16 protein-coding genes and 1 tRNA gene are annotated in these 26,316 nt (G+C 63.8%); 7 read left to right on the top strand and 10 right to left on the bottom strand.

Going from position 1 to position 26,316, the window contains the following annotated elements; all coding sequences use genetic code 11:
- Positions 1-479: 479 nt before the first annotated feature.
- Positions 480-554: transfer RNA gene (locus OKA05_RS26270), tRNA-Cys, on the bottom strand.
- Positions 555-682: 128 nt separating this feature from the next.
- Between OKA05_RS26270 and OKA05_RS26265 the strand changes: the two genes are divergently transcribed.
- Together OKA05_RS26265 and OKA05_RS26260 are read left to right on the top strand one after the other, a co-directional pair.
- The gene (locus OKA05_RS26265; RefSeq protein WP_264490194.1) at positions 683-2,209 is read left to right on the top strand and encodes an arylsulfatase; all 1,527 of its coding nucleotides are present in this window, start codon (positions 683-685) and stop codon (positions 2,207-2,209) included.
- 61 nt (positions 2,210-2,270) lie between these two features.
- Positions 2,271-4,463 carry a hypothetical protein gene (locus tag OKA05_RS26260; RefSeq protein WP_264490193.1) on the top strand — a complete coding sequence of 731 codons (2,193 nt, stop codon included), beginning with the start codon at positions 2,271-2,273 and terminating at the stop codon, positions 4,461-4,463.
- A gap of 1 nt (position 4,464) precedes the next feature.
- Here the strand turns inward: OKA05_RS26260 and OKA05_RS26255 are convergent, their stop codons facing one another.
- Positions 4,465-8,832 carry a DUF7133 domain-containing protein gene (locus OKA05_RS26255; RefSeq protein WP_264490192.1) on the bottom strand — a complete coding sequence of 1,456 codons (4,368 nt, stop codon included), beginning with the start codon at positions 8,830-8,832 and terminating at the stop codon, positions 4,465-4,467.
- A 241-nt stretch (positions 8,833-9,073) separates the two neighbouring features.
- On the opposite strand from OKA05_RS26255, the gene OKA05_RS26250 reads away from it, so the two are divergent.
- Positions 9,074-9,733 (top strand): hypothetical protein, encoded by a 660-nt coding sequence (locus OKA05_RS26250; protein WP_264490191.1) that lies wholly within the window; start codon positions 9,074-9,076, stop codon positions 9,731-9,733.
- Here OKA05_RS26250 and OKA05_RS26245 read toward each other — a convergent pair.
- From OKA05_RS26245 to OKA05_RS26220, 6 genes are all read right to left on the bottom strand, one after another.
- Positions 9,723-11,906 (bottom strand): transglutaminase-like domain-containing protein, encoded by a 2,184-nt coding sequence (locus OKA05_RS26245; RefSeq protein WP_264490190.1) that lies wholly within the window; start codon positions 11,904-11,906, stop codon positions 9,723-9,725. The genes OKA05_RS26250 and OKA05_RS26245 overlap by 11 nt on opposite strands.
- 30 nt (positions 11,907-11,936) lie before the next feature.
- The gene (locus OKA05_RS26240) at positions 11,937-13,316 is read right to left on the bottom strand and encodes a DUF58 domain-containing protein (protein WP_264490189.1); all 1,380 of its coding nucleotides are present in this window, start codon (positions 13,314-13,316) and stop codon (positions 11,937-11,939) included.
- A 62-nt stretch (positions 13,317-13,378) separates the two neighbouring features.
- A complete protein-coding gene (locus OKA05_RS26235) occupies positions 13,379-14,311 on the bottom strand; it encodes an ABC transporter permease (RefSeq protein WP_264490188.1) in 933 nt (310 codons plus the stop codon).
- 19 nt (positions 14,312-14,330) lie between these two features.
- Positions 14,331-15,923 (bottom strand): sugar ABC transporter ATP-binding protein, encoded by a 1,593-nt coding sequence (locus tag OKA05_RS26230; protein WP_264490187.1) that lies wholly within the window; start codon positions 15,921-15,923, stop codon positions 14,331-14,333.
- Between the two features lie 82 nt (positions 15,924-16,005).
- Positions 16,006-16,974, bottom strand: a complete 969-nt coding sequence (locus OKA05_RS26225; RefSeq protein ID WP_264490186.1) for an ABC transporter substrate-binding protein — start codon at positions 16,972-16,974, stop codon at positions 16,006-16,008.
- 80 nt (positions 16,975-17,054) lie between these two features.
- Positions 17,055-18,836, bottom strand: coding sequence for an L-fucose isomerase (locus OKA05_RS26220; RefSeq protein ID WP_264490185.1), 1,782 nt, complete (start codon positions 18,834-18,836; stop codon positions 17,055-17,057).
- Positions 18,837-18,994: 158 nt separating this feature from the next.
- On the opposite strand from OKA05_RS26220, the gene OKA05_RS26215 reads away from it, so the two are divergent.
- The 4 genes from OKA05_RS26215 (at position 18,995) to OKA05_RS26200 (ending at position 24,757) form a co-directional block, all read left to right on the top strand.
- On the top strand, positions 18,995-19,882 hold the full coding sequence (locus OKA05_RS26215) for a helix-turn-helix transcriptional regulator (RefSeq protein ID WP_264490184.1): 888 nt from the start codon (positions 18,995-18,997) through the stop codon (positions 19,880-19,882).
- A 9-nt stretch (positions 19,883-19,891) separates the two neighbouring features.
- Positions 19,892-20,647 (top strand): class II aldolase/adducin family protein, encoded by a 756-nt coding sequence (locus OKA05_RS26210; RefSeq protein WP_264490183.1) that lies wholly within the window; start codon positions 19,892-19,894, stop codon positions 20,645-20,647.
- Between the two features lie 127 nt (positions 20,648-20,774).
- Complete coding sequence (gene carB / locus OKA05_RS26205) at positions 20,775-24,065, top strand: carbamoyl-phosphate synthase large subunit (protein WP_264490182.1); 3,291 nt, start codon at positions 20,775-20,777, stop codon at positions 24,063-24,065.
- A gap of 80 nt (positions 24,066-24,145) precedes the next feature.
- Positions 24,146-24,757 (top strand): transposase, encoded by a 612-nt coding sequence (locus OKA05_RS26200; protein ID WP_264490181.1) that lies wholly within the window; start codon positions 24,146-24,148, stop codon positions 24,755-24,757.
- 53 nt (positions 24,758-24,810) lie between these two features.
- On the opposite strand, the gene OKA05_RS26195 is transcribed toward OKA05_RS26200, so the two are convergent.
- On the bottom strand, positions 24,811-25,737 hold the full coding sequence (locus OKA05_RS26195; protein WP_264490180.1) for a ThuA domain-containing protein: 927 nt from the start codon (positions 25,735-25,737) through the stop codon (positions 24,811-24,813).
- A gap of 45 nt (positions 25,738-25,782) precedes the next feature.
- Positions 25,783-26,262, bottom strand: coding sequence for a rhodanese-like domain-containing protein (locus OKA05_RS26190; protein WP_264490179.1), 480 nt, complete (start codon positions 26,260-26,262; stop codon positions 25,783-25,785).
- Positions 26,263-26,316 lie beyond the last annotated feature (54 nt).

The following is a 26,316-nucleotide window of genomic DNA, read 5'->3' as shown; positions in this document are numbered from 1 at the left end:
GGTCAAGCTGCTCGGGTAATCTGGCATCCCGAGCTTCTCCAATACCTGACCTAACTAGTACAGATTAAAATCCGCGGAGATGATTTTTAAGACAGCCTCTAATACCGTCCCCTCTACACCGACTGACATGAGACCCAAGAGCCGCCCACCTTCGACGCGGCGGGCTTCGGTGAGCATCGGCATCTTGCCCTTCATGGGCCACTGCAAGGGGAATCCCAGCCAAGCTAGCCGGTCTTTCCTAGCAGGCTGACAGGGACACTGGCGGGGAGGGCGTCGAGCACCACGGCAGTTCAACAGGCTAACGGATTCCGCTCTGGCCCCAGCGAGCGGTGGGAGATCACGTTGCACGCTCGATGTAATTAGGTGCAGGACCGCGGGCGGGCCCAACGCCACTCCTCACTGCGGGCGGATTAGTGCGACATTAATGCACCGGACAATCTTTCCGTTAGGCATCACCCTCCATAAGTGACTGAAGATGATGGAGGCGGAGGAGGGAATCGAACCCTCGAATAGCGGTTTTGCAAACCGATGCCTTACCACTTGGCTACTCCGCCGTGACGCTTTCAGCGCGGGGCCGATTCCCTACGTGCCGCAGCCGGACCTGTCAATGCCCGGGTTTTTCCACCGGATCCCCCGATTGCGGGCCGGACAAGCCCCCTCCCCGGCCTCTAGCTTTGCGGAAATGAAGCCCCCGATCCTCGTCTGGCTCCTCGCCGCCATGACCGCCACCGCGGCAGAGAATCCCAACCTCCTGGTCATCCTGGCGGACGATCTCGGCTGGTCGGACCTCGGCTGCCACGGTTCGGAAATCGCGACGCCGAATCTCGACCGGCTGGCAGCGGAGGGAATGAAGTTCCGCCAGTTCTATAATGCCGCCCGCTGCTGCCCGAGCCGCGCCGCGCTGCTGACCGGCTTCTATCCGCACCAAGCCGGCATCGGGGCCATGGTCGTCGAGAAGCCGGGGAACGAAAAAGGCCCCTACCAGGGCTACCTGAACGACACCTGCACGACGCTGGCAGAGGCGCTCAAGCCGGCCGGCTACCACAGCTACCTTTCCGGAAAGTGGCACGTCGGCGAATTCCGTCCGCAGTGGCCCATCGATCGCGGCTTCGAGCACTCCTATGGACTCATCTCCGGGGCGATGAACTACTACGACCTTCGTATCGACAAAACCAAGGAGGGCGAACGCGTCTTCGCCCGCGATGGCGAGAAGATCGTCCCGCCCGCCGACGGCCGCTACATCACTCGCGAGTTCACCAAAGAAGCCGCCGGATTTTTGGCGGGACATCGCAAGGAGCACCCGGCCGAGCCGTGGTTCCTCTACCTCGCCTACACCGCGCCGCATTGGCCACTGCATGCCCCGGAGGAGCTCGTGAAGAAGCACGAGCCGGCCTACCGGGATGGCTGGCAGCCGGTGCGCGAGGCGAGGCACCGGCGGCAGATCGAACTCGGGCTGCTACCGGCAGGCACACCCTTGAGCCCGCCGGATGGAGCGGAGTGGGAAAAACTTCCGGAAGCGAAACGCGCTGAAATGGCCCGCAAGATGGCCGTCTATGCCGCGATGATCGAGGTCATGGATACCGAGATCGGCGTGCTCCTCGACGACCTCGCCAAGGCCGGCGAGCTGGACAAGACCGTCATCGCCTTCCTTTCCGACAATGGCGCCTGCGCCGAGGGCGGCTTGCTCGGCCAAAACTTCCGCCCCGACCTCGCCGGCGAAATCGGCACGGTGGACTCCTATCACAACTACGGCCAATCATGGGCCAACGCCTCCAACACGCCGTTCCGCCGCCACAAGTCGCACACCCATGAAGGCGGGATCCGCTCCCCGTTCCTCATCCGTTGGCCGGGCACGATCAAAGCTGGCACCTCAAGCGATGCCGTCGGCCACGTCATCGACGTGATGCCGACCTTCTGCGAAATCGCCGGCGCGAAGCCACCGGAGGGAATGCCGGGCAAGTCCCTGCTGCCGGCGTTGAAAGGCAGTGCGGGAATCTCGCGCGCCATCGGCTGGGAACACTTCGGTGCCGCCGCATGGCGCGATGGCGATTGGAAGCTGGTCCGCAAGAACAAGGCATCGCCGTGGGAACTCTACAATCTGGCAAAGGATCCGTGTGAACTCTCCGACCTTGCCGCAGCCAGCCAAGAGAAGGCCGCCGCGATGACTGCGGCTTGGGAGACGTGGGCGAAAGAGGTGGGTGTCTGGTGAATGCAATTCCCCACTTCCTGGAATTGCCTCGGACGCCACGGCTGATTCAAGGTCAGCGACGATGGAATTGGAGCCGGACCAGCGCACGTTTGTCGACGCGGTGATGCGCCCGTTAGGGGACGACCCTTCGCGGCGCGAGACGTTGGAAGGAGCCGTCGCCCTCGCCTCCACCTGGCCTAGCGCGGCCACCGGCGACGATGCCCTCACGGCCGCGGACCGGATGAACCGGACAAGCCGTGGCTTTCTGGCGAGGCACCGGATTCTCTCAGCCGCCTTGCTCGCGACGTGGTTCGTGGTCGCATGGTTCGCGATTGCGGGCCCGGGTGCCAGAGGGTCGCTGTCAGATATTTGGGAGGTCAATGAGATCGCAAATTCCGTGAGCAGCCTATGCTGTAGCCACGCGGGAGTGCCGCGCTTACCCAAGTTACTATTCCTGCGAGCCAATTATGATGATAAATCCTTCGCCAAGCAAATTGGCAGCAAGGTTTCGCCCGCTCAACTCCACCTGCTCATCGGTGAACCCACCGAGCTTGATCCAGTAGTGAAATGGAAGCGCGTGTGGGAGCGCCATCCCCGCGACCCGGCCCACTACTACGCCTATGCATTGGCCCATCGGAAAGAACTCGGGAATTGGCCCGAGAATTTCGTCGAGACCGGCGAGGAATTGGATCCCGGCAATGGCTGGTTCCGCCTTCTGGCGGGGGCATCAGAGGTGAAATCCGCCGTGGGAGAGCCTCCCCCACCCCCACGAATCACCAGGGCCGAACGTCTGGCCGCGCGTGAAAAAGGGCTGCCACCTCCGTCCACCCCGAAGCCTTCCAAACCCCAGCGTCAGGTGATCGACCCGGCTGGCTTCCAAAAAGGATGGCGATTGCTTGAGGAAGCCTTGTCCATGCCACGATGGGATGACTACGGGAAGCGCCTCGACTCGATTCGCCTCGCAGCGGTGCCACCACCTGATGATTTCGCAGCGTGGTCCCGGGGAATTTACTTCTCAATCCTTCAACCGGAGGACACCGCGGCGAATTGGGTAGAGCTGAAAAGCTACCACGAAGGATTCGGGCTGGCAGCGACCGGCGCTTCCAAGGCGGCGGATTCGGAACGGCTCGCCTCACTCGATGACTTGTTAAGAAGGTTCGTCCGCAGACTCGGCACCGTTTCGCGCACCCAGCTCATTGACTCCCTCATGGTCCGCGCCACGGCCCTGAGTGGCGGTCGCGCCATGGAAAAAACATGGAGCGAGATCGGGGACCCCTCGAAAGCGAAGCGGTGGAAAGACTTCACCGGCGCAATCGATCCGAAGCTCAAACCCGATCCTACCCCTGCTCCCGACGCCCTGAGCAAAAACCTCGGCAGCAACTTCGTGGTCCAGGGAATGGCTTTCAGTTCCTCCCGCCGGAGCCCTGATTCTGCCAAGGTGTCGGAGACTGACCTGCGCGGAGGACGTCTCGCCGAGTATGCGGTTTATGAGAGGTTGATGATGCATGGCATGGCTGTGCTTCTCCTATTGGCATTGGGATTCCTGTTCATCGCTTCTTTCATCCAACGAAAAGAAGTCGGATTGCTGGACGCCCGGATCGCCGGCCTGTTAGATCATCGCGACCGGCTCGCGATCCTGACCGTGGGAGTCATCCTGCCCGCAATCGTCTACCTGTTTTCCACCCGAATGCCGTGGCTTGGATTCAGGGATGAAAGCATTTCGGAGATCGGCTTCATGCTTTGGATCGCCCAGTCGGTGGCATTCGCTGTGTCCGTACTGCTGGGGACGCTTCAAGTGGCCCGACAGCGGCTTGGCCGCCGGGGCGCCTTGCTCGCCCTCGGATGGGTCGGGCCGGACCCGGGGCGGCTATGTTTTCCCGCTGCCTTGGCAATCATGCCGCTGGCCTCGATCGTGCCACGCGTCATGGGCCCGTGGCCGGATGCCCTGGCAATGGCAGCGGTCATGCTCGGCTGCCTGCTCGGATTCCCGCTGATCTGGCTCATCATTCAGGCGGTCGGCTGCTTCAATGGCCCCCAGGCCAGAAAGCTTCACCGCTCGGTGCTGATGAGCGCGGCTCACCCCTTCATCGCCATCGCGATCATCCTTCCTTGCCTCGCCATCCTGTGGGTCCATGCCGAAGAGAAGGCATGGACCCGGGAGATTCGCTTCGAGTCACTGGCGGACACCTCGTTCTTCGGCTCACGGCTGGAGCGCGAATACGGAGACTGGATCGTCCGCCAGATCTTGATGAAGCTCGATGCGCTGGAGAAGTGAATCAAGGCCGCTTCACCACCAGCTTGCCCTGCATCACCGACCAGTGACCGGGGAAGGTGCAGACGAATTCATAGATTCCTTCCTTCGCGGGCGCGGTGAGACGCAGCGTTTCCTTCTGGCCGGCCTCCAGCAGCTTGGTGGCGCCGAGCACGCGCGAGTCGTTGTCCGGCACGTAGGCGCGGCCTTGCTTGTCGAGCTTGTCGGGGGCTTGCGCCTGCACCGCGGTGGCGACGGCTTGCACGGTGCCGGGCTGCACGAAGACGAGGTTGTGCGGCATCAGGTCGGGGTTCTCGAAGATGACCTCGAAGGGCTTGCCCGGCTCGACGGTGATCTCGGTGGTGTCGAAGCGGAGCTGCTCGGTCACTGCCTTGATCACGAAGACATTCACTTTCAGATCCGCCAGCACCTTGCGTGCGGCGGCGGCACGGTCGGGGGCAAGCAGCGAGGCAAGTTCATTGGCCATCTGCACGACCTCGCTGTAGTCCTGCGTCGTCCGGCTGTCGGCGGGCACTTTCTTCGCCCAAGTCACCAACGCGGCAGCCAGCGGATCGGCGAGATCCTTCGACCACGAATCGCGCGGAAGCTGCGAGATCGCCTTGGCCGCGGCGGGCACTTGCTCGTCCGCCTGGATGAGCTTCGCCAGCTCCGAGAAGACCTTGGCCGGATCCTTCTTCATCGTCACCAGCGAGCGGATCGCGGCGCCGCGCACTCCGGCGGCGGGATCGTGCGGCACCTCGATCTTCGACGACAGCCGTGGCGCAGGAATGCCGGTCTTCTTGAAAAGCTCCTGACGATTTCCATCTAGCACCGTGAGGGTGAAGCCATTGAGCCGGTCCTCGAAGCCCTGGCGATTCCACACCGCGATTTCGGACACGGGCTGGCCGCTCTTGAGATCGACTTCCCACCAGGGACGATCCTCGCCTTCTTCGGTGTGAGTCTGCGTGCCGGATTCGTAGCCTGCGTCGGTTCTGCCATCGATGGCGCGCTTCGCTTCTCCATCGTTAGAAGTGCTCGATTGCTTGGCACTGCCATTGAGAGCCACGTTCTGGCCGCCGGCGAAGACCTGCACTTCCGCAAGCGTGAGCGTGCCCTCGCGCGGCAACTCGATGCGGACGTAGCGCGCCTCGCCATTCTTGTTGGCAAGGGCGGCACTCATCTCCGGAGGCAGCGAGGACAACAGCGGCAGCACCTTGTCGAAGGCACTGGCACGGAGACCGGCATCGGTGACCTTCGGCAGGGCTTCCAGGAAATCGACCAGCGCGCCCGGGGACTTCATGGCCGCCGTCCAAGTCGCATCGGTATTGCCGTCGGCGATGATCATCGCGGCGATGGCCGACTGGCGGACCACTGCGGCGACCTTCGACGCGGCGAGTTTTTCCACCGGCGAGCGGGAAGCCTTCAGGTCCGCCGCAGGCTGTTGGAGAAGCAGACGGGAAAGATCCTCCACTCCCGCGCCACCTCCCGCGAGAGCGCCTAACAGCACATCCAGCGGCTTCGCCCCGCGGAGCTGGGCGAGATCCGCCAGCGCCTGCTGGCGTTGCGCGGCGGGCACGCCGGAACGCGTGAGCAGGGCGGTGAGCGTCACGGGTGACTTCGGCAGTTTCGCCAGATCGCCGGTGCTGACGGAGCCGAGCACATACTCGATGCCCGCGGGATTGTCGGCGGCGATTGCCTTGCCCTCGCTGACCGCGGCCTTCCACCACGGCTGGAGCTGGCGCATCGTCTCCTTCAGGCAGTATTCGAGATAGTAGTCGGTCGGGTGCTTGAGCGCGGTGAGGGCCACATCGGCCGCCTCCCACTGGCGGAAGTAGCTGGCCACGCGCACGGCTTCGAGACGAACGCGCGGAGCTTCGTCATCTGCCGCGGTCTTCAGAATCGAGAGCGCATCCGGCACCCGGTCGCGCCAGTAGCCCGTCACGCGGATGGCTTGGGCACGGGCGCGCGGATCGGGCGACTTGAGCACGCGCTTGAGCAGGTCGAGGTCCACGACATTGTGCCACTGGTGAACCCACAGCGCCTCAAGCACGTGGTGTTCGAAGGCCGGATCCTTTTCATCCAGCACGCTCAGCCACGACTTCACGCCGCGGATGACTTCCTTTGAGTCGCGTTTGCCGAGCTCGATCTTGGCACGCATGCGGACGTCGTTCTCCGGCTCCTTGAGCAGATCCAACAGCTTCGCCACCGGCTCGCCATCGACCTTCTTCGGCTCTAACAATGGACGACCCTGATAGGTGATGCGGTAAAGCCGGCCGTGCTGGTGGTCGCGATTCGGGTCGCGCAAGTGGTGCTGCAAGTGACCGATCAGCATCTGCGACCAGTCCATGAAATACAGCGAGCCATCCGGCGCGACGGTGATGCCGGAGGGACGGAAGTTCGGGTTCTTCGCGATGTCCGTCTCGATCAGATTAGGAATCGTCTCACCTTTGATGCCCGACCCTTCCTCGCTCATCTTCGCGCGGAAGATGCCCTGCACGCTGATGACGTTGGTGTTGAGGAACAGGCCCTGCCAGTCATCCGGGAAATGCCGGCTGGTCAGGATGGCGGTGCCGGGGCACGGACGCGACGGGCGGTTCCAGAATTGCTTCATGCCCGGGTGCTTGCCCTCGTCGAGGTGGCCGCTCATCGCCGGGCCGAAGTAGTTCGCGTTGCCGGTCGCGTCGGTGATCAGGTCATTGCCCCAATAGTCGAAGACGCGGCCGTGCGGATTCGCGAAGCCGTAGGACGCATGGCGCATGAACTTCCCGGTGTTCGGCTCGTAGCGATAGATCGCGCCGTCCGTATTGCGGACCGGGCCGCTGAAAGTTTCGACACCGCTGCGGTGGAAGACGCCATCGCTGAGATAAACCGCACCGCCAGGCTCCAGGCACATGCTGTTGGTCTCGTGGTGCGAGTCCGCCGCATCCAGGCCGTGCAGCACGCGCTCCTTGGTATCGGCCTTCCCGTCGCCGTCGGTATCGCGCACGTACCACAGGTCGGGCGACTGCATCAGCAGCACGCCATCCTTGTAAAACTGGAAGCCCGTCGGGCAATTCAGCCCGTCGAGGAAAGTCGTGCACTTGGCCGCCTTGCCGGTCTTGGGATCGAGGTCGAAGACCAGCAGCTTGTCGAAGTTCGTGGTGGTCGGCGAGGTCTCCGGATAAGTCGGCCACGCGGCGATCCACAACCGGCCTTTCGTGTCGAAGGACATCTGCACCGGGTTGACCAGATCGGGAAAGGACAGCTCGCTCGCGACGAGTTCCACCTTGCAGCCGGGCGCGAGCTTCAGGTGCTTGATCGCTTCCTCGGGATCGAGGTAGGGCACCTCGTCGTCGCGGTTCGGCGGGACTAGGTTGACCTTGGGGAGATTGTCGTCGCTCACCTTGAGGTCACCGCCCTTGGCGATCGCCCACACGCGTTGATCGCGGTTGGCGGTCTTCACGTCGCGCTGCGCCAGCTCCTCGCCGAGCGTGGTGGCATTCGTGACGCCCTTGTAAGCGATCCGCGAGCGGTCGCCGAAGATGTTGAACTGATCGACGGTGCGGTAGCGGTGGTGCCACTCGAGGTTCTTCTCGACCACCGCGGTGCGGATCTTTTCCACCTTCGCGTCATCGGGCGACGGCGGCTTCTTGCCGAAGAGTGCCTCAAACTGCACCGGCGCGAGCTGCCGGTCGCCCTCCTCGGTGAGGTGAATGCCATTGATCGTCAACGGCGAGCCCGCCTTCGCGAAGAGATCCTTCGAGGGGGTTAAGAGATCCACGAAAGGGACGCCCTTGGCCTTCGCGACTTCGGCCATCGCCTTCGTGTAAAGCGCGAGGTTCGCGTTGTTCGCCTCACCATCGGGAAAGTCCGGGCTCTTCAGGTTCTCATGGGCGATCGGCGAGAAGAGCACCAGCCGCGGCGCGGCTTCGCCGTTGTATTTTGCGGCGAGCTGGGCATCGAGATAGCCCCCCAGCTCCGCCTTGAAGCCGTCCAGCCCCTGAGGCCCGCGGAAGGACTCGTTGAACCCCCAATAAGCGAAAATGACATCCGCGCCGAAGTCGGTGCCCGCCTTGTAAATGACCTTCGGATTGCCGGGCTTGGTCGAGTCGCCCTTTTTCATCGAAAGGAACCACTCGGTCGTCGGCACGTCGGCAGAGCGGACGTGGACGTTCACCTCGTCGGAAGCGAAGCCAAGATTCCTCACGGTCAGGTCCAGATCCGGATAGGCCCGATGAATCAGCGCCTCCAGCCAGGCGTGGTGCTGCTGGCGATCGGCCAAGCCGCTGCCGACGATGGCGACGTGGTCGCCCTTTTTCAGGGAAACCAGTGGCTCGGCGGCAAACGACGCGCCTCCTAGGGAAACAACGAGAGCGGGGACGCCGAGGCGGAGAAAGGCGGGATTCGTGATCATGACGGCTTGTGACAAATGCGATCGAAAAGGGCAACAATCTCCATGATTTGACGGAGGCGGTCGGGCGTGACGCGCTACGGCGAGCCTGTCCCGGAATCTTTCGACAGCCGTGGAATCGCGGCGATCGCATGCGCGTTTCCGTAGTAGCCTTGCGCATTTCCCGTGGCCTTCGGAAGCGGTCTCGAATTTTTCACTGAAGGATTCCGTCTGCACGGTGGTATTTTCCGCCACGCCACCGACCATGATTCGTACTGCACTGCTCCTCTCGCTCGTTTCCACGCTGCACGCCGGCGTGACGCTCGATATCGAGGCCTTCGGCAAAAGCCTCGGCGGCTGGAATGCCAAGTCGAAGAACGTCTGCGACTACGATCTCTCCGGCTCCGAGTACCGGACCTACAAGCCCGAGATCACCCCCACCCCCGACGGCGGCATCTTCGCCTCGGTGCGCATCGACCACCGCCGCGGCTGGCTGGCCAGTGACGACCACGCGGTGCTGGAGGTGACCATCGACAAGAACGGCTCGATCGTTTCGGCGCAGTCGAATCTGGCCCTGCAAGGGAAGACGATTTCCAGCGACGTGATCCGCACCGGCGGCAGCGTCGGCCTGGGAGTCCCCGGCGTGGGCGCAGCGGTGAAAGTCGGTGCCGACCTGACCGCAGACCTTTCCTCGAAGCTGCTCCGTGAAAAGATCGTCGAGCCGGGCCGGGTCAATTTCCCCTCGGCGGTGCGCCACAATTACAACCTGATCTATCAGGCCATCCGCAGCACCAGCGACCTCGCGCCGAAGCAAGAGGAGCCGAAGAAGCCGGAGGAACCGGTACAGGGCCCCGTGCTGCCCCCGACCACCGCCGCCAAGCTCGACGTGCCCGGCGCCGGGGAGAAGACCGAGATCAAGAAGTAGTCCGGAGCGCCCCTTTGGCGGCGCCCAGCTCCCGCTTCAGGCCCTCGACCAGCTTCTGCAGTTCCGCGTCCGATCCGGAATCGGTATTTCCCGCGTCGAAACGCAGCCGGTGATGGAGAGCCAGCGCTTTTTCCAGCGGGTCCGGACTGGCCAGCAGCGGGGCAAGCCGGCGCAGCCACGGTGCCAGCGGCATCCCGGGCGGGCGCTCGCCCAGCACCTTGCGGGCGGGCCTTTCGAGCGCGGTCAATGCCGTGGCCACCACGGTCGCGCCGCGGCGGCGGGCCTTTTCCGCATCCAGCCGGCTGCGTGACCGCCACAGGTTCCGTCCGATGTAGGCCATGCCGATCACCAGCGGGGCGAGCAGGCCAAGCGTGAGCCACATCATGTGGCCGGGCTGGTCGCGCCACACCAGCAGATCCTCCCGCACCCGCTGGAACCAGTCGGTCAGCTCTTGGAAGCGGGCCATGCGCGGGGTCTCCAAGCCGAGCCAGTCGGGCGGCGTGAGATCGAGATCGAACCAGTGATTCAGCTCCGCGTCCCACGCCCGGCACCAGGCGTGGGCATGAATGCCACGGAGGAGCGCTTGGCCGGTCTTGGGATCGATTTCGGCCGCCATGAAGCCCGAGACATAGCGGGTCGGCACCCCGGCCTCGCGGAGCAGCAACGCTGCGGATGTCGCGAAGAACTCGCAGTGCCCGGCGCGGGTATCGGTGAGGAATTTCCCGAGCAGCGTGCTGTGCTTCGCCGGGTCGAAGTCCTCGCGGGTCCGGTTGTAGCGGGTGTACTGGAAGTTCGCCACAAAGTGCCGCCGCAGTCGCGCGATCTTTTCCTCCAGCGGCACGTCGTGCAGGCCAAGCTCCGTCGCGACGCGCTTGATCACCGCGGCCTCGGACGGCGGGATCTGGAGCTCCGGCTCCACCGTCACGCGCTTCTTCGCGTCCGGAGAAAGGGGGCCATGGTCAAAGCGGCGGCGATCGTAGGAACTGGCCAGGGATTTCCACGGCGGCAGTTCCGGAGAGAAATCCGGATGCCACAGCACGCGGGCATCCGCCACCGGCTGCGACGGCTTGAGGCGGAAGGTGCCGAAGGGATTGCGATCGAATTCCTCGGGATCGAACTGGTGGAGGCTGGCGGCGTTCCCCGGCAACGGAAGCAGGCTGAAATTCCGAGACGAGGGGGTGGCACCGCGCAGGCGGAAGCGCGGGAGGTCGCGGGCTACAGCAACCTTCGGCTCTGGCAGGTTCGGTGCCGCGATCAGGAATTTGTCCTCAAGGTCTTCCAAGTTGTCCGGGTTGGTGATTTCCGCGACCTCGTCGAATCCATCCATGTCGGGATCAGTGCCGGAAGGCAGCAGGTCGGCCTGCCAGCCTTGGTCGTAGTAGGTATTGTAAGACGCAATCCGCAGCAAACGCGGCAGCGGTCCTTGCTCCGGGATCAAGCGCCATACGATCTCCGGCGACTGCTTCAGCCTGCCCAGGCTACCGATCGAAGTTTGGCGCTCGCGGGCATACTCCGAGCTGTAGCTGCCATCGCTCGTACCGATCGTGGTCACCATGCGGTACAACTTCATCAGCCCCATCTCACCGCCGGCTCCCAGCAGGGCCGACAGCAGGACCGCGAAGAGGGAGGCCAGCCCGACTTGTTTCCATGCCCGGCCGCTGGCTGCCATCAGCCCCCACGCACCGAGGATCACCAGCAGCGGATAGAAGGCCGGCATTTCCGCCCGCGAACCGAGGCACGAGGCCAGCAGCGTGGCGCACAGGTAAACGTTGCCGAAGCCGAAACGGATCTCGCGGAAGGGCAGCCCGTATTTCAACGCGTGTTCGCGTCGCCGCCTGACCATCATCGAAAACGTCGCCAGCGTCGTCGTCCGGGACATCCCGTAGGATTGCACGAACTGGAGCGGAATCAGGATCACGGGCAGCCAGGTGAATACGATCGACATCGCGCTGAGCCGTGCGCCGTTCAGCAGCACCAGCACCATCGCCATCAGCAGGAACAGCACCGACAGCCGCCACGCATTGAGGAACGCGCGCTCGCCGAAATTCCAGCGCACTCGTGTCCAGTGCGCGCCCTCGACCAACATCGCACAGGCCAGACCCGGCACCACACGCTCGGTCATCGCGCCCCAGAACAGGAGCGCGGCACCGAGCAGGAAACGGGGTGGGGACATGAGATCAGGACTTCTCCGGGAGCTTAGCCTTCATAGCCGCCGTGGCAACTTCATGAGGTCACCCGCCAGGTCGGTGGAGCGTAGGAAATGACAGCGTGGCAGGGATCCCGGCTTCTCCCTTACCACCACCATTGCCGAAGTCTCGATGCCCATCCGGTTGAGCCAGTGGAGCAGCTTGGCCCGGCTGTCCGACCAGCCGGCGAAAACACACAGGCAACCCGCAAGGTCTTCGGCGTGGCGTTGGACCAGCCGCGCGAGCGAGTCGAGGTCCTCGACCGGCGAGCTTTCGACGCCGGCCAGCACTTCCAACAAGGTTTCCGCGCGCGCGATCCCCTGTCCCGCCGTGACCACTCGTTCGCGGCCGGCGATGAACATCAGATCGATCAGCGACTCCTGGGCATCCACCGCCACCACAAAGGAAGCCGCGACGGAGACCGCGTCCTCAAACAGCGCGTCGTCCCCCGCCGCCGGGAAGGTATCGAGGATCAGCCCGTGGCGCGGGAAAAAGGTGTCCTCCAGCTCCTTCACCACCGGCTTGCCGGTGCGGGCCCAGGTCTTCCAGTGGATCAGCCGCAATGCATCGCCCGATTGATAATCGCGGAGGCCGGTGAATTCGCCGGTCGCCCCAGAATGCCGGGCCGTCGCCTCGCCGCCGGGCTGGAAACGCGCGCTGCCAGGCAGCTCGAAGCGCGGGAGCGGGTAGCGCTTCGGCAGCACTGCCAACATGGCCGGCGGGGCGGACACCTTCACGCAGCGCTGGAACAACCCGAGCGGGTCGGGCAACAGCACCCGCAGGTCATTCAAACGTAACAAACCGCGACGCCGCGGGGTTTTGGTCACCGAGATCTGGCCGGTCGTCCCCAGCCGATCGACGACCGGGCTGCTCCCGCCATCGAACAACAAGCGCTTCTCGCACAGCCAGTTCCAGCGGTAGTAGGCAAAGGAACGGTCGAACACATTGCGCAGCTTCTCCCCGGGCTCCTCGCTCAGCCGGAAGGTCTCTTCGTCCGGCCGTGGATCCGGTGGCGTCTCCTGGAGCTGGAAGCGTTTCAGCGGCCTCCGGGACAGATTGCGCAGGGTGACATGGTACGTCATCGGTTGCCCGGCCGTGGCATGGGCTGGCAGGTCGCGCACCGCCTCGAGCGAGGCGCGGCGGAACAGCAGCAGGAACAGGCCCGTCATCAGCAGCCCGCAGATCAGCGAAAACGCCTGGAACACCGGAGTCTCGGCATTTCCCGCCGCCGCACCCGCCGAAATCACGATCAGGATCATCAGGGCGATCCCCGGTGCCCTCACCCGCCGCCGGAACCAGTGATTGAGCGCCGTGCTGCGGGCATAGAATTGATAAACGGGATTCCGCGGGAACAAGCGCCAGCGCTTGGCGTGGGGTTCGGGCGGAGTGCCGGGCATCTGGAGCAAACTTCACCGTGCCTCGCCGTCCGCCAAGTGGAAAGCACCCGCCGCGCAAGAGATCACGCCGTGCGGTGCCGCAGACGGTCGATGATCACGGCGACGACGATGATGACGCCGGTGATGACTTCGGTCCACGGGGTCGGGATGCCATTGAGCACGCAGCCGGTGCGGATCGTCGTCATCAACAAGGCTCCGATGAGTGCGCCGAGCACGGTGCCCTCGCCGCCGGACAGGCTGGCTCCGCCGATCACCACCGCGGCGATGATGTCGAGTTCCATGCCCGTGGCCGTGGTCGGATCTCCTTGGGAAGACTTGGCCATGTTCATGACCGCGGACAGCCCCGCCAATGCGCCGCCGATCATGTAAACGAAGAGCTTCGTCTTCGCGACGTGCACGCCGCAGAGCGTCGCGGTGTTTTCATTCGAGCCGACGGCGAAGACGTGGCGACCGAAGCGGGTGTAACGCAGCACCAGCGTGAACAGGACTACGAGCGCGAGCATCAGCCACACGCCCCACGGGATGCCGGCGCCACCCAGCCACGGCTTGTAGGCAGTCACGTCGAAGGGAAGATTCACGGGAGTGCCATCGGTCGCCACTTTCGCGGCACCGCGGAAAGCCTGCATGGTGCCCAGCGTGACGATGAAGGGCATCAACTTGAGCCCCGTGGACAAGCCGCCATTGATCAGCCCGCAGAACCCGCCGAAGGCGATGGTCCCCATGAAGACGAGCACGGGTGAGACGTCCTTCGTCACCATGGTCGCGCCGACGGTGCCGCACAGCGCGATCATCGAGCCGACGGAAAGATCAATGCCGCCCGAGATGATGATGAGCGTCATGCCGATGGCCGCGATGCCGACGATGACGGTCTGGGTGAGAATGTTCAGCACGACATCCTCGGTGAACATCGCGGGGTTCTGCGACCCAAAGACCCCATACACGACGAGCAGCGCGATGAAGGGGCCGAGGAGAGTGAGGATGGACTTGAGGCGCATGGGAGACGGAGATCGGAGGTCAGAGATCGGAGAACGGAAGGTCGCAAGCGGAGTTCGGACTGCTCGCGATTTCCGACTTCCGTCCTCCGACCTCCGGCAAGTCGGCGGCCTTGCCGGTGGCGACCAGCATGACGTCGTGCGGAGTGAGTTGGCCGACGGGGACCGCACGGGTGAGTTTGCCCTGGCTCATCACGGCGATGCGGTCGCACACGCCGAAGAGTTCGGGCAGGTAGCTGGAAATGATGATGACGGCGCGCGGACGGTGCGGGTCGGTGACGACCTCGTTGATCGCCTCGTAGATGCGCGCCTTGGCAGCGATGTCGATGCCGCGGGTCGGCTCGTCTAACAAGAGGACATCGACGTCGTATTCGAGCAAACGAGCGAACGCGGCCTTCTGCTGGTTGCCGCCGGAAAGCGCACCGATCGGCTGGCCCGGGCCCTGGCACTTGATACCGAGCTTGTCGATCCACGCGGCGGTGGCGGTCTTTTGTTTCGCGGGCGACAGCGTGCCGGCGGAGCCGAAGCGCTCGAGGCAGGGCAGCGTGACGTTGTCGGCGATGGAAAGGTTGAGCGCGAGACCCTCCTCCTTGCGATTCTCGCTGAGCATGCCGATGCGCTGCTTCCAGCGACCGCGCGGCGTTGCATTCCCGGTTCCCGGCGTCGCTACTTCCACAGCACCACCCTTCACCGGATCGAGCCCGAACAATGCCCGCAGGAATTCGGTGCGCCCGGAACCCACCAGGCCCGCGATGCCCACCACTTCCCCGCGATGCAGATCGAGCGTGACCCCGTCCGGCTTGTTACGCGCGCCCGTCAACCCGGCCACGGCGAGGATACGTTCGCCAGTGGTCCTTGCCGTGCGCGGATAGAGATCCTCCACATCGCGGCCCACCATCAGGGACACGATTTCCTCGGGCTCCGTGGTCGCGACGTCGCGGGTCCCCACCACCGAGCCATCCCGCAACACAGTCAGCCGCGAGGCGAGGCGCTTCACTTCTTCAAGGAAGTGCGAGATGTAGATGATCGAAATGCCCTGCGCCTTGAGGCGATCGATGAGCAGGAACAGCCGCTCGATGTCCTTCTGCGCGAGCGACGAGGTCGGCTCGTCGAAGACCAGCAGCTTGCAACCCATCGCCAATGAGCGGCCGATCTCGATCAACTGCTGTGCGGAAACCGACAGCGTGCCGGCCTTCACGTCCGGGCGGATGTCGGGATGATCGAAATGCGCCAGCGCTTCAAGGGCACGGGCACGCATTGCCTTGCGATCGATGAAGGGCCCCTTCCGCGGCTCCATGCCGAGCACGATGTTTTCCTCCACCGTCAGGTGCGGTGCAACGGACAGCTCCTGATAGATCATGCCAACACCGCGGGCGCGGGCATCGAGCGGATTCCGCGGATGATACGGCTGGCCATCGAACTGCATCTCGCCCTCGTCCGGCGCATGCGCACCGGAGAGGATCTTCATCAGCGTGCTCTTGCCCGCGCCATTCTCGCCGACCAACGCATGGACCTCCCCCGGCAGGATCTCAAGATCCACCCGTCCCAGCGCGACCGTCGGCCCGAAGGTCTTGCGGATGCCCCGCATGACGAGGCGTGGAGGAGGAGAAGCCATCAGTTGAGAGTCGATGGTTGAGAGTTGAGAGAAAGAATCACGAGCTTTCGCTCTCAACTCTCAACCCTCCACTTTCAACTTCTCAAGGAAGCTGCGTCTTGATCAACGCGTCGATCTTCGGATCCGCGAGATTCGCCGGCGTGATCAGCGTCGCGCCGGTGTCGACGACAGGCTGGACCGTTTCACCCTTCAGCTTGGCGACGGCAGTCTTCACCCCCATGTAGCCCATGTTGAGCGGATCCTGCAGCACGCTGCCCTGCATCTCGCCCTTCTTGAGCGCATCGATGAACGTGGCATCGCAGTCGAAGCCGACGAACTTCACCTTGCCGGCGAGGTTCTTGCCACGCAGCGCCTGGAGCATGCCGTAGGTGCTGGTCTGGTTGCTGCAAAAGATGCCCTGGACCGAAAGCCCGCCGCCCTCGGCGAGGCGGGTGATCAGATTGGTCGCGGTGTCCTGCGCCTGGCTGGCGGTGGCGCCAGCGTATTGCTCCGAGCTGGCCACCTGGATGTCAGGGAACTTCTTGATCTCTTCCAGGAAGCCTTCCTCGCGTTGCTCGGTGGAGGCGCTGCCCTGGGCGTAACGGAGCACGGCGACCTTGCCCTTACTGCCGATGCTTTCGGCGAGCGCGCGCGCGGCGATGCGACCGCCCTCGCGGTTATCGGTGGCGACGTAGCTGGCGATGAAGCCATCGCTGTCAGCCAAGGACGAGTCGATGATCACCACCGGCTTCTTCCCGGCGACTTCCTTGGTCACATCGCGCAAGGCCACCGCATCGAGAGGGGCGAGCACGATCGCGTCGTTCTGCAACGCCTGGTTCTTCACCAGGTCGATCTGCTGCGAGCGGTCGTCCTCCTTCTGCGGGCCGACGAACGTCATCTTCACGCCGAGTTCGTCGGCGGCCTTCTTGGCACCGGCTTCGACCGACTTCCAGTAGATATGGGTGGTGCCTTTCGGGATGACGGCAATGCGGAGCTGTCCGGGCGTGGACGACTTGTTGCAGCCGGCGAGCAGCACGGCAGCGGCGAGAGCGAAGATCGAGGTCGGTTTCATCTTGGGTTGAATGCTGAAAATACCTGAGGGATTGGCCGCGGAAAGTCACGCTTGGCCGTGCTTTCCGCGGAAATTGGCGGTTAGACTTTCCCGTAGAGCGGGCCGTAGGTGGCGCAGGCGCGGAAATCGGCACCCTCCAGATCGGCCGTGCCAAAGGCGCGCCAGGCGCTCGGGCGGAAGACGCGCTCCTCGCTGACATTGTGCATGTACACCGGGATGCGCAGCATCGAGGCGAGCGTGAGATAGAGGTGGCCGATGTGGCCGTGGCTCATCACGCAATGGTTCGCACCCCAGTGATTCATCACCTCGTAGGCGCTGCGGAAGGGCCCTTGGCCATTGAGAATCGGCGCGAACCAAGTGGTCGGCCACGTTGGATTGGTGCGCTGGTCGAGCGCGTCGTGCACGTCGTCCGGCAGGTCGATCGTGTGGCCTTCCGCGATTTGCAGCGCGGGGCCGAGGCCATCGACGAGGTTCAGGCGGATCATCGTGGCCGGCATCCCGCCGCGGGTGCGGTAGCGGGTGCTGAGACCGCCGCCGGGGAAGTATTCCGTGATGGACGGGTGCCAGGTGGTGGCCTTGAGGCAATTCTCGACCTCGGCGTCGGTGATGTCCCAGAACGGCTTCATCGCGGGCACGCCGTCGATTTCCTGCTCGCCAGTGCCGTCGAGCGCAGCCGGGCCGGAATTGATCAGGTGGAGGATGCCATCCCCCACCAGCGGATGGGTGAAGCTCTTGCCACTGGCCTTTTCGATGGCAGCGGAACTCCAGTAAGTGCGAAGGTCGGCGAAAATCTGCGCGGTGTGGGTCAGCAGGTGGCCGAAGAGCATCCCGGCGCCATTGAGGGCGTCGTTCTCGGTGGCCACGATGTAGGGCGCGCGCTTGCCGTTCCAGTCGAAGGACGAGTTGAGGATCGCCTCGAGGAAGTCGCCGTTCGGGAAGTGGTCGGTCCATTGGCGCTGGCCTTGGAAGCCGGCGGCGATGGCATTGTGGCCCTGCGCCTGTTCACCAAGGCCCTTTTCGGCAAGCCGCGGGTTGCCGGTCATCAGGTCGCGGGCGATCAGCGCCATCTTCACGCTGTCCTCCCACTCGCTGTCGATCTGCTCGCGGCTGCGGGTGGTGGTGGGTGAGTTGTAATCCTTGCCCTCGGGGCAATTCGTTTTCACCCAGGCGAGTGCCTTTTCGTACTCCGCCTGGTCGTACCAGCCCTTGCGCATGCGACCGGCGAACTCGCTCATGTCGATCGCCTCAACCCGCATGCCGAGCCACTTTTCCCACATGGCGGGATCCACGACCGAGCCGGCGATGCCCATCGAGGTGCCGCCCATGGAAAGGTAGGACTTGCCGCGCATGATCGCGACGGCGAGGCCGCAGCGGACGAAGTTGAGGAGCTTGTCCTTCACGTCCGCCGGGATTTCGGTGTCGGTCGCGGCTTGGACGTCCTGGCCATAGATGCCGAAGGCCGGCAGCCCCTTCTGCGTGTGGCCGGCGAGCACAGCGGCGAGATAGACCGCGCCGGGGCGCTCGGTGCCATTGAAGCCCCACACCGCCTTCGGCACGTGCGGGTCCATGTCCATGGTCTCCGAGCCATAGCACCAGCACGGCGTCACGGTCAGGGAGACGCCGGCATTCTCGCGCTTGAATTTGTCAGCGCAGGCCGCGGCTTCCTTCACCCCGCCGATGCAGGTGTCCGAGATCACGCACTCGACCGGCGAGCCATCGGGATAGCGCAGTTCCTTCGCGATCAAATCGGCTACTGCACGGGCCTGCTGCATGGTGCGCTCTTCCAGCGATTCGCGCACGCCGCCGAGACGGCCGTCGATCGTCGGACGAATGCCCACCTTGGGAAAGGGCGTCAAAGTCATGGGCCGGACGCTGCGAGGAGCGGTCCAGCTTGTCACGAAGGAAATGGAGATCCTTGTCAGGAAATGGTATCTTCAACTCGGCCAACAATGGAGCATTCTTTCCATCAATGGATTTTTTTGCTTCCATCCCAATCCTCCTCTAGCACACAAACGCGTTCGTGAGCCCGGTCGATCCCAATGTGAACCCCGCGACCTTCATGTCGAGGCAGGTCGAGTCGTCGCGGGTCTTTTTCTACGACGAACCCGAGCCCGGCGATTTCGAGGTGAAATGCGGCGGCTTCGAACGCTGCCGCCCGGAATACCGCATCGACCGCGTGGATTTCCCGTGGTTCGTCATAGAGTTCGTCCATGGAGGCAAAGGGAAAGTCGTGCTCAACGGCGTCGAGACGCCTCTGCGGTCCGGCGACTTCTTCCTCTACGGCCCGGGAGTCGAGCACCACATCAAGACCGATCCCGACAAGCTGCTGCTGAAGTACTTCGTCGGCTTCTGGGGACCGGCAGCGGCGGAGTTCCTCGAGCGCCACGACCTCAAGATGGGCGTGGTCTCGCACTGCCTGAAATCCGAGCCGATCCGCCGGGCCTTCGACACGCTGATCGACCGCGGCTCCCGGAACTCGAAGTACTCGCGCCCGATTTGCACCGCGATCATCCAGCAGCTCCTGCTGATGTGCCGCGAGGACGCGGTCGATGCCGGCAGCACGGAAACCCGCGCCTTCGCCACCTTCAGCCGGGTGAAGCATTGCATCGAGCAGAACTATCTGGAACTCGGCACCCTGGAAGCCGTCGCCAAGTCCTGCGACCTCGACGCGCCCTACCTGTGCCGGCTGTTCTCGCGCTTCCACGATGAGAGCCCCTACCAGTTCCTCACCCGTCTGCGGATGCAGCACGCAGCCTCGCTGCTGCTGGAAGGCGGCAGCTCGGTGAAGGAAGTCGCCGCCGCCTGCGGCTTCCCGGACCCCTTCCACTTCTCCCGCGTTTTCAAATCCGTCCACCGCGTCCCGCCGTCGCGCTTCCGCGATGCGATGCATGACAAGCTTCCGCGTTGATCCATTTTCATGACCCCTGCCGAAGAACTCGTCCAACTGTCCCGCGAACTCGGTCGCGAAGACCGCCAGCTCGCCATCCTCGGCGAAGGCAACACCTCCCATGATCTCGGCGACGGGACCTTTCTGGTGAAGGCGTCCGGCACCTCCCTTGGCACGCTGACCCCCGATGGCCTGTCGCGGGTCTCCCATGAGAAGGTGGACACCTTGCTCGCCAACGAAAGCGTCACCGAGCAGGAAATCGAGGACGGCCTGGTCGCCTGCCTCGCCGATCCCGCGTGCAAGAAGCCCTCGGTGGAGACCTTTCTCCACTCGCTCTGCCTCCGCGAGCCCGGCGTGAAATGGACCGGCCACACCCACACCACCTCGGTGCTGGCCATCCTCGCCAGCAAGCACGGCGCGCAGCCCTTCCACCGCCACGTCTGCCCGGACGCCATCGTCGTCTGCGGCCGCCATGTGCTGACCATTCCCTACATCAATCCCGGCCTCGACCTCGCCCGGGCGGTCCGTGACGGCCTGGCCAAGTTCCGCGCTCAGCACGGCAAGCCGCCGAAGGTGATCCTGATGGAAAACCACGGCCCGGTCGCCCTCGGGTCGAGCAGCAAGGAAGTGCTGAATATCATGCTGATGCTCGACAAGTGGGCGCGCGTCCTTCTCGGCGCCTTCGCCACGGGCGGCCCGAATTTCCTCGCTGAGGAAGACGCCGCCAAGATCGACGGCCGCCTCGATGAGGCCTACCGGCGGAAAATGATCGAGGCGAAGGCCTGATCGGAGGAGGCTTTAGGGCGCGGAAGGGCGGCTGGCGAAATCACGCCAATCCAACCCTTTACATCCGGGGCGGGGCCTGCGAAACACCGCGAAATTTACCCCCCACGCGCCTAACTCCTGTCCCGCCATGCCCAAAGACACCTCGATCCGCAAAATCCTCGTCATCGGTTCCGGTCCCATCGTTATCGGCCAAGGCTGCGAGTTCGACTATTCCGGGGTCCAGGCCTGCAAGGCGCTGCGCGAGGAAGGCTACGAGGTCGTGCTCGTGAACTCCAATCCGGCCACGATCATGACCGATCCGGAGTTCGCCCACCGGACCTACATCGAGCCCATCACGCCGGAGGTGGTGGAAAAGATCATCATCCGCGAAAAGCCAGACGCGCTGCTGCCCACCCTCGGCGGCCAGACGGCGCTTAATACCTCCATGTCCCTTCACAAGTCCGGCGTGCTGGAAAAGCACAACGTCCGGATGATCGGCGCGAAGCCGGAAGCGATCGACATGGGCGAGGACCGCCAGCTTTTCAAGGAGGCCATGATCCGGATCGGCCTCGACATGCCTCGCTCCGGCATCGCCCACACGATCGAGGAAGCGCGCAAAGTGGCGGAGGAGATCGGAACCTTCCCGCTCATCATCCGTCCCGCCTTCACCCTCGGCGGACAGGGCGGCGGCATCGCCTACAACCGCGAGGAGTACGAGGAAATCATCCACCGCGGCCTCGACCTTTCCCCCGTCTCCGAAGTCCTCATCGATGAATCCCTTCTCGGCTGGAAGGAATTCGAAATGGAGGTCATGCGCGACCAGGCCGACAACTGCGTGGTCATCTGCTCGATCGAGAACATCGACCCGATGGGCGTCCACACCGGTGACTCGATCACCGTCGCGCCGATCCAGACGCTGACCGACCGCGAGTACCAGATCATGCGCGACGCGTCCTTCGCAGTCATCCGCGAGATCGGCGTCGAGACCGGCGGCTCGAACATCCAGTTCGCCATCGACCCGAAGACCGGACGCATGATCGTGATCGAGATGAACCCGCGCGTGTCGCGTTCGTCCGCGCTCGCCTCGAAGGCCACCGGCTTCCCGATTGCCAAGATCGCCGCCAAGCTCGCCGTGGGCTACACGCTCGGCGAACTGCCGAACGACATCACCCGCGAGACCCCGGCCTCCTTCGAGCCGACCATCGACTATGTGGTCACCAAGGTCCCGCGCTTCACCTTCGAAAAGTTCCCGACCGCGAACCAGGTCCTGACCACTTCCATGAAGTCGGTCGGCGAGGCCATGTCGATCGGCCGCACCTTCAAGGAGTCGATGCAGAAGGCGCTGCGCTCGCTCGAGACCGGTCGCTGGGGCTTCGGCTTCGACAAGAAGGACATCCACGGTGCGACCCGCGAGGAGATCGAGACCAAGCTCGCCGTGCCGAATGCCGAGCGCATCTTCTGGCTGCAGACCGCTTTCCTCAATGGCTGGACCATCGATGAGGTCTTCGAAACGACCGCCATCGATCCATGGTTCCTCCATCACCTCAAGGAGATCGCGGACGAGGGCAAGAACCTCGCCACGCTCGACCTGAAGGACGCCAAGCGCCTCGGCTTCTCCGACCGCCAGATCGCCATGGCCCGCGCGCATTCGCCGGCGATCCATGATGCCTCGATCCACGGCGAGAAGGACCAGCCCGCCGGTGCGCCACCGCGCGCAGAGCCCGAGGGAGCCGTGGTCGACGTCCCGACGGAGGACACCATCCGCGCCGAGCGCAAGGCCCGCGGCATCATCCCGACCTACCGCCTCGTCGATACCTGCGCCGCGGAGTTCGAAGCCTACACGCCTTACTTCTACTCCACCTACGGCGACGAAAACGAAGCCCGCGACAGCGACAAGAAGAAGATCATCATCCTCGGTGGCGGTCCTAACAGAATCGGTCAGGGCATCGAGTTCGACTACTGCTGCGTCCACGCCGCCTTCGCCCTGAAGGAACTTGGCTACGAGACCATCATGGTGAACTCGAACCCCGAGACCGTCTCGACCGACTACGATACGTCGGACAAGCTCTTCTTCGAACCACTCACCCTTGAGGACGTCCTCAACATCTGCGACCAGGAAAAGCCGGACGGTGTGATCGTCCAGTTCGGCGGCCAGACCCCGCTCAACCTCGCCGCCGACCTCAAGCGCCACGGCGTGCCGATCATCGGCACCTCGCCGGAAAGCATCGAGCTGGCCGAGGACCGCAAGCACTTCTCCGCACTGCTCGACAAAATCGGCCTGAAGCAAGCGGAAGCCGGCACCGCCGTCTCGGAAGACGAGGCAGCGGTCATCGCCGAACGCATCGGCTACCCGGTGCTGGTCCGGCCTTCCTTCGTCCTCGGCGGCCGCGCGATGATGATCGTCTATGAAGAGAGCGAGCTGCGGAAATACATGCGCGAGGCCGTGGATGTCTCGCCCGACCGTCCGGTGCTCGTCGACCGCTTCCTCGAAGCCGCCACCGAAGTGGACGTGGACTGCATTTCCGATGGTACTACGGCTGTCGTAGGTGCGATCATGGAGCACATCGAGCAAGCCGGCATTCACTCCGGTGACTCCGCCTGCTGCATCCCCGCCCACTCGCTGACCGACGAGATCAAGGACGAGATCACCCGCGCTGCCAAGGAGCTCGCCCGCGAGCTGGAGGTGAAGGGACTGATGAACATCCAGTTCGCCGTGAAGGACGAGCAGCTCTACGTCATCGAGGTCAATCCTCGCGCCTCGCGCACCGTTCCCTTCGTCAGCAAGGCCACCGGCGTGCCGCTGGCGAAGTACGCCGCGCAGATCATGGTCGGCAAGACGCTCGCCGAGCTCGGCTTCACCGAGACGGTGATCCCGACCCACTTCTCCGTGAAGGAAGCCGTCTTCCCGTGGAATCGCTTCCCGGGCATCGACATCGTGCTCGGCCCCGAGATGCGCTCGACCGGTGAGGTCATGGGCATCGACGCCGACTGGGGCATGGCCTACGCCAAGGCGCAGATGAGTTCCTTCAACCCGCTGCCGACGAAGGGCAATGTCTTCCTCTCCGTCTCCGACCGCGACAAGCCGGCCGCGATGGAAGTCGCCCGCGAACTCATTGAACTCGGCTTCGAGATCTACGCCACCGGCGGGACCTGCGACCGCCTGCAAGCGGATAGCATCCCCTGCCACCGCCTCTACAAGCTCAGCGAAGGCCGTCGCCCCCACGTCATCGACATGATGAAGAATCGGGACATCCACTTCATCATCAACACACCGAGCGGCCACGCCGCACGTGAGGACGAGGTGAAGATCCGCAGCGGTGCCGTCGCCAACAAGATCTCCTACTGCACCAACATGGCCGCAGCCCGCGCGTCCGTGAAAGCGATCCGCTCGCTGAAGGAACAGGAACTGACGGTGAAGAGCATTCAGGAGTATCATTAAACGCCGCCGGCGTTTCATTAAGGGGTGTCGACGTTCCGTCGACACGGCGTGGACAGACTGTGCACGCCCCGTATAACTCCATGGTGGCACCGGAGTTCTTCAATCCTGAGGGCATCGTCAAAAAACACGGCGACCTACTACCCCATTGGCAGCAGGGAGAAGTGATGCAATTCATCACCTTCCGGCTTGGCGACGCCCTGCCGAAGGAAAAGGTCCAGCTTTGGCTCGCCCAGCGAAAAGTCTGGCTCACCCACCATCCCAGACCTTGGAACGCCGCCACGGAGGCCGAGTATCATAAGGAATTCACATGGAGGCTAGAGCGTTGGCTGGATCGTGGAGCGGGCTCATGCCTTCTACGGGAATCTGCCGCGAGGTCCATCCTCGCCGACGTGCTCATGAAATTCCAAGGCGAACGCTATGAACACCAAGCTTGGGTAATCATGCCGAATCATGTGCACTTGCTATGCGTGCCACGCGTTCCTCTGGAGAAGCTGATCCAAGCATGGAAATCGAAATCAGCGAGCCGGATTGGGAAGGGCCACATCTGGCAACGCAACTACCGCGACACCCTCATCCGGGACGCAGACCACTTCGCAAACGCCGTCCGTTACATCCGCAACAACCCCACAAAAGCAAAGCTGCCCGAAGACACATTCACTCTCTGGCAAAGCCCACGAGCGCAGCGAGTTTAAGGACGGTGGACGTTCCGTCCACCCGTGTCGACGGAACGTCGACACCCCTTACTTCACTTCTTATCCAAGTTCGCCTTCATCTCCTCGTCCGTTGGCGTCTTGCTCGGCACCCCTTTCTCCGGAACCTCCACCTTCGCGATCCAAGCGATCGCATTCAGCACAATCCCACGGTGATCATCGTGCTGCCAGTTTTTGTGGAAATGACCGCCAGTGAAGCCGAATGCCCGGCCCTTCCCTGCGGACGCCTCGCGCTCGAACGCCCACATCACATGCTGCGGCTCCTTGCGCTCCAACACGGCTTTGCGCACCTCAGGATTCCCCGAATGAAATCCATCCGGCCGTGACAAGGTCTCCGGCCCCGGCAGATCACTCAGGATCGGCGTGACACCCTCCATCTTCTCACGGAAGCGCATGTGGTAGTACCACTCATCGCGGATCTTGAAGTCGCCGATGCCGCGGCTGATCTCGTGCTTGGCCGGCTTGAATGACGCATCCCAATGCGGATTCACCGACCAGCCGCCCTCGAAATAGCCGCCGATCAGATCGAGGAAGGCATTCCCCGGTTCGCCCTTCGTGATCTCCACGGCGTAGTGAATGCAGCCGATGCCCGCACCCGTGCCGGCGATCTCGCGAAGCTTCGGCAGGTGCTTGATGGCGGGATGTCCTTCACCACCGTCGGCGTAGAACACCACTGCCGCCGCACCGTCGAAGACCGACTCATCCTGCGGCCAACCGTTGGTGACAACCACCGCCTCGACCGGCAGGCCGCTTTGGTTCAGGTCCTCGGCCAGCAGCATGCAACCCGCGCGGTGCTCGTGCTCGCCGGCCGCGTGGCTCGGCTTGCCAGCGACGAAGACGATCTTCTTTTTCGCAGCCGCTTCCGCCTTGGCAGGCTCCGCGGGGCTCTGGGTCATGAACGCGAAGGTCGCGGCCGCCACGCAGCCGAGGGCAATGAGCAAGGAACGCGAGGACGTTGGCATCGGAGTTCTACCATACACGGCAATTTCTCCACGCATTTCAAGATCTCACTCCGTCGGCAAGCCGGCCTCTTTCCACGCCGCGAACCCACCGTCGAGGATCGCGATGTCGTGACCTCGGGCGACCAGCTTCTCCGCCACCGCACGGGCGTCCGGGCAGGCCGCATCGGTGCAGTAGATCACCACCGGCTTGCCTGCGGCTTTCGCCGCGCGGATCTCGGCCTCACCTTGGGAAAGGCGGGCGTCGAAATCGTGACGCGACCACGAGATCGCGCCGGGGATTTTTCCGAAGCCGGCGACGAAGCCGGGGCGGGCATCGTAAAGCAACACCGTCCCCGCCTGCTGGCGCGGAAACAAGGTCGGCAGATCGATCGAGGTCAGCTTGCCCGCCTTCACCGGAGGCGTCGTCGGCTTGGCCGGGATCGCAGCAGGCGTCGCAGCGGGCACCGGTGTCGTCATCGGCGGCGGTGGAGCCTGATCCTGGCAAGAGGCGAGGAGAGTGATGCCGGCGGCAGCGAACGATTTCATGGCAGGCAGGATTCCAGCGCTTTCCGAAGCTCCGGGCAATCCATTGTCACCGTC

It is taken from the genome of Luteolibacter arcticus, from assembly GCF_025950235.1.
In the GTDB taxonomy this organism is placed as follows: Bacteria; Verrucomicrobiota; Verrucomicrobiia; order Verrucomicrobiales; family Akkermansiaceae; genus Haloferula; species Haloferula arctica.
Note: the sequence above shows the minus strand (reverse complement) of the source record. Positions and strands in the feature narration are given on the sequence as shown.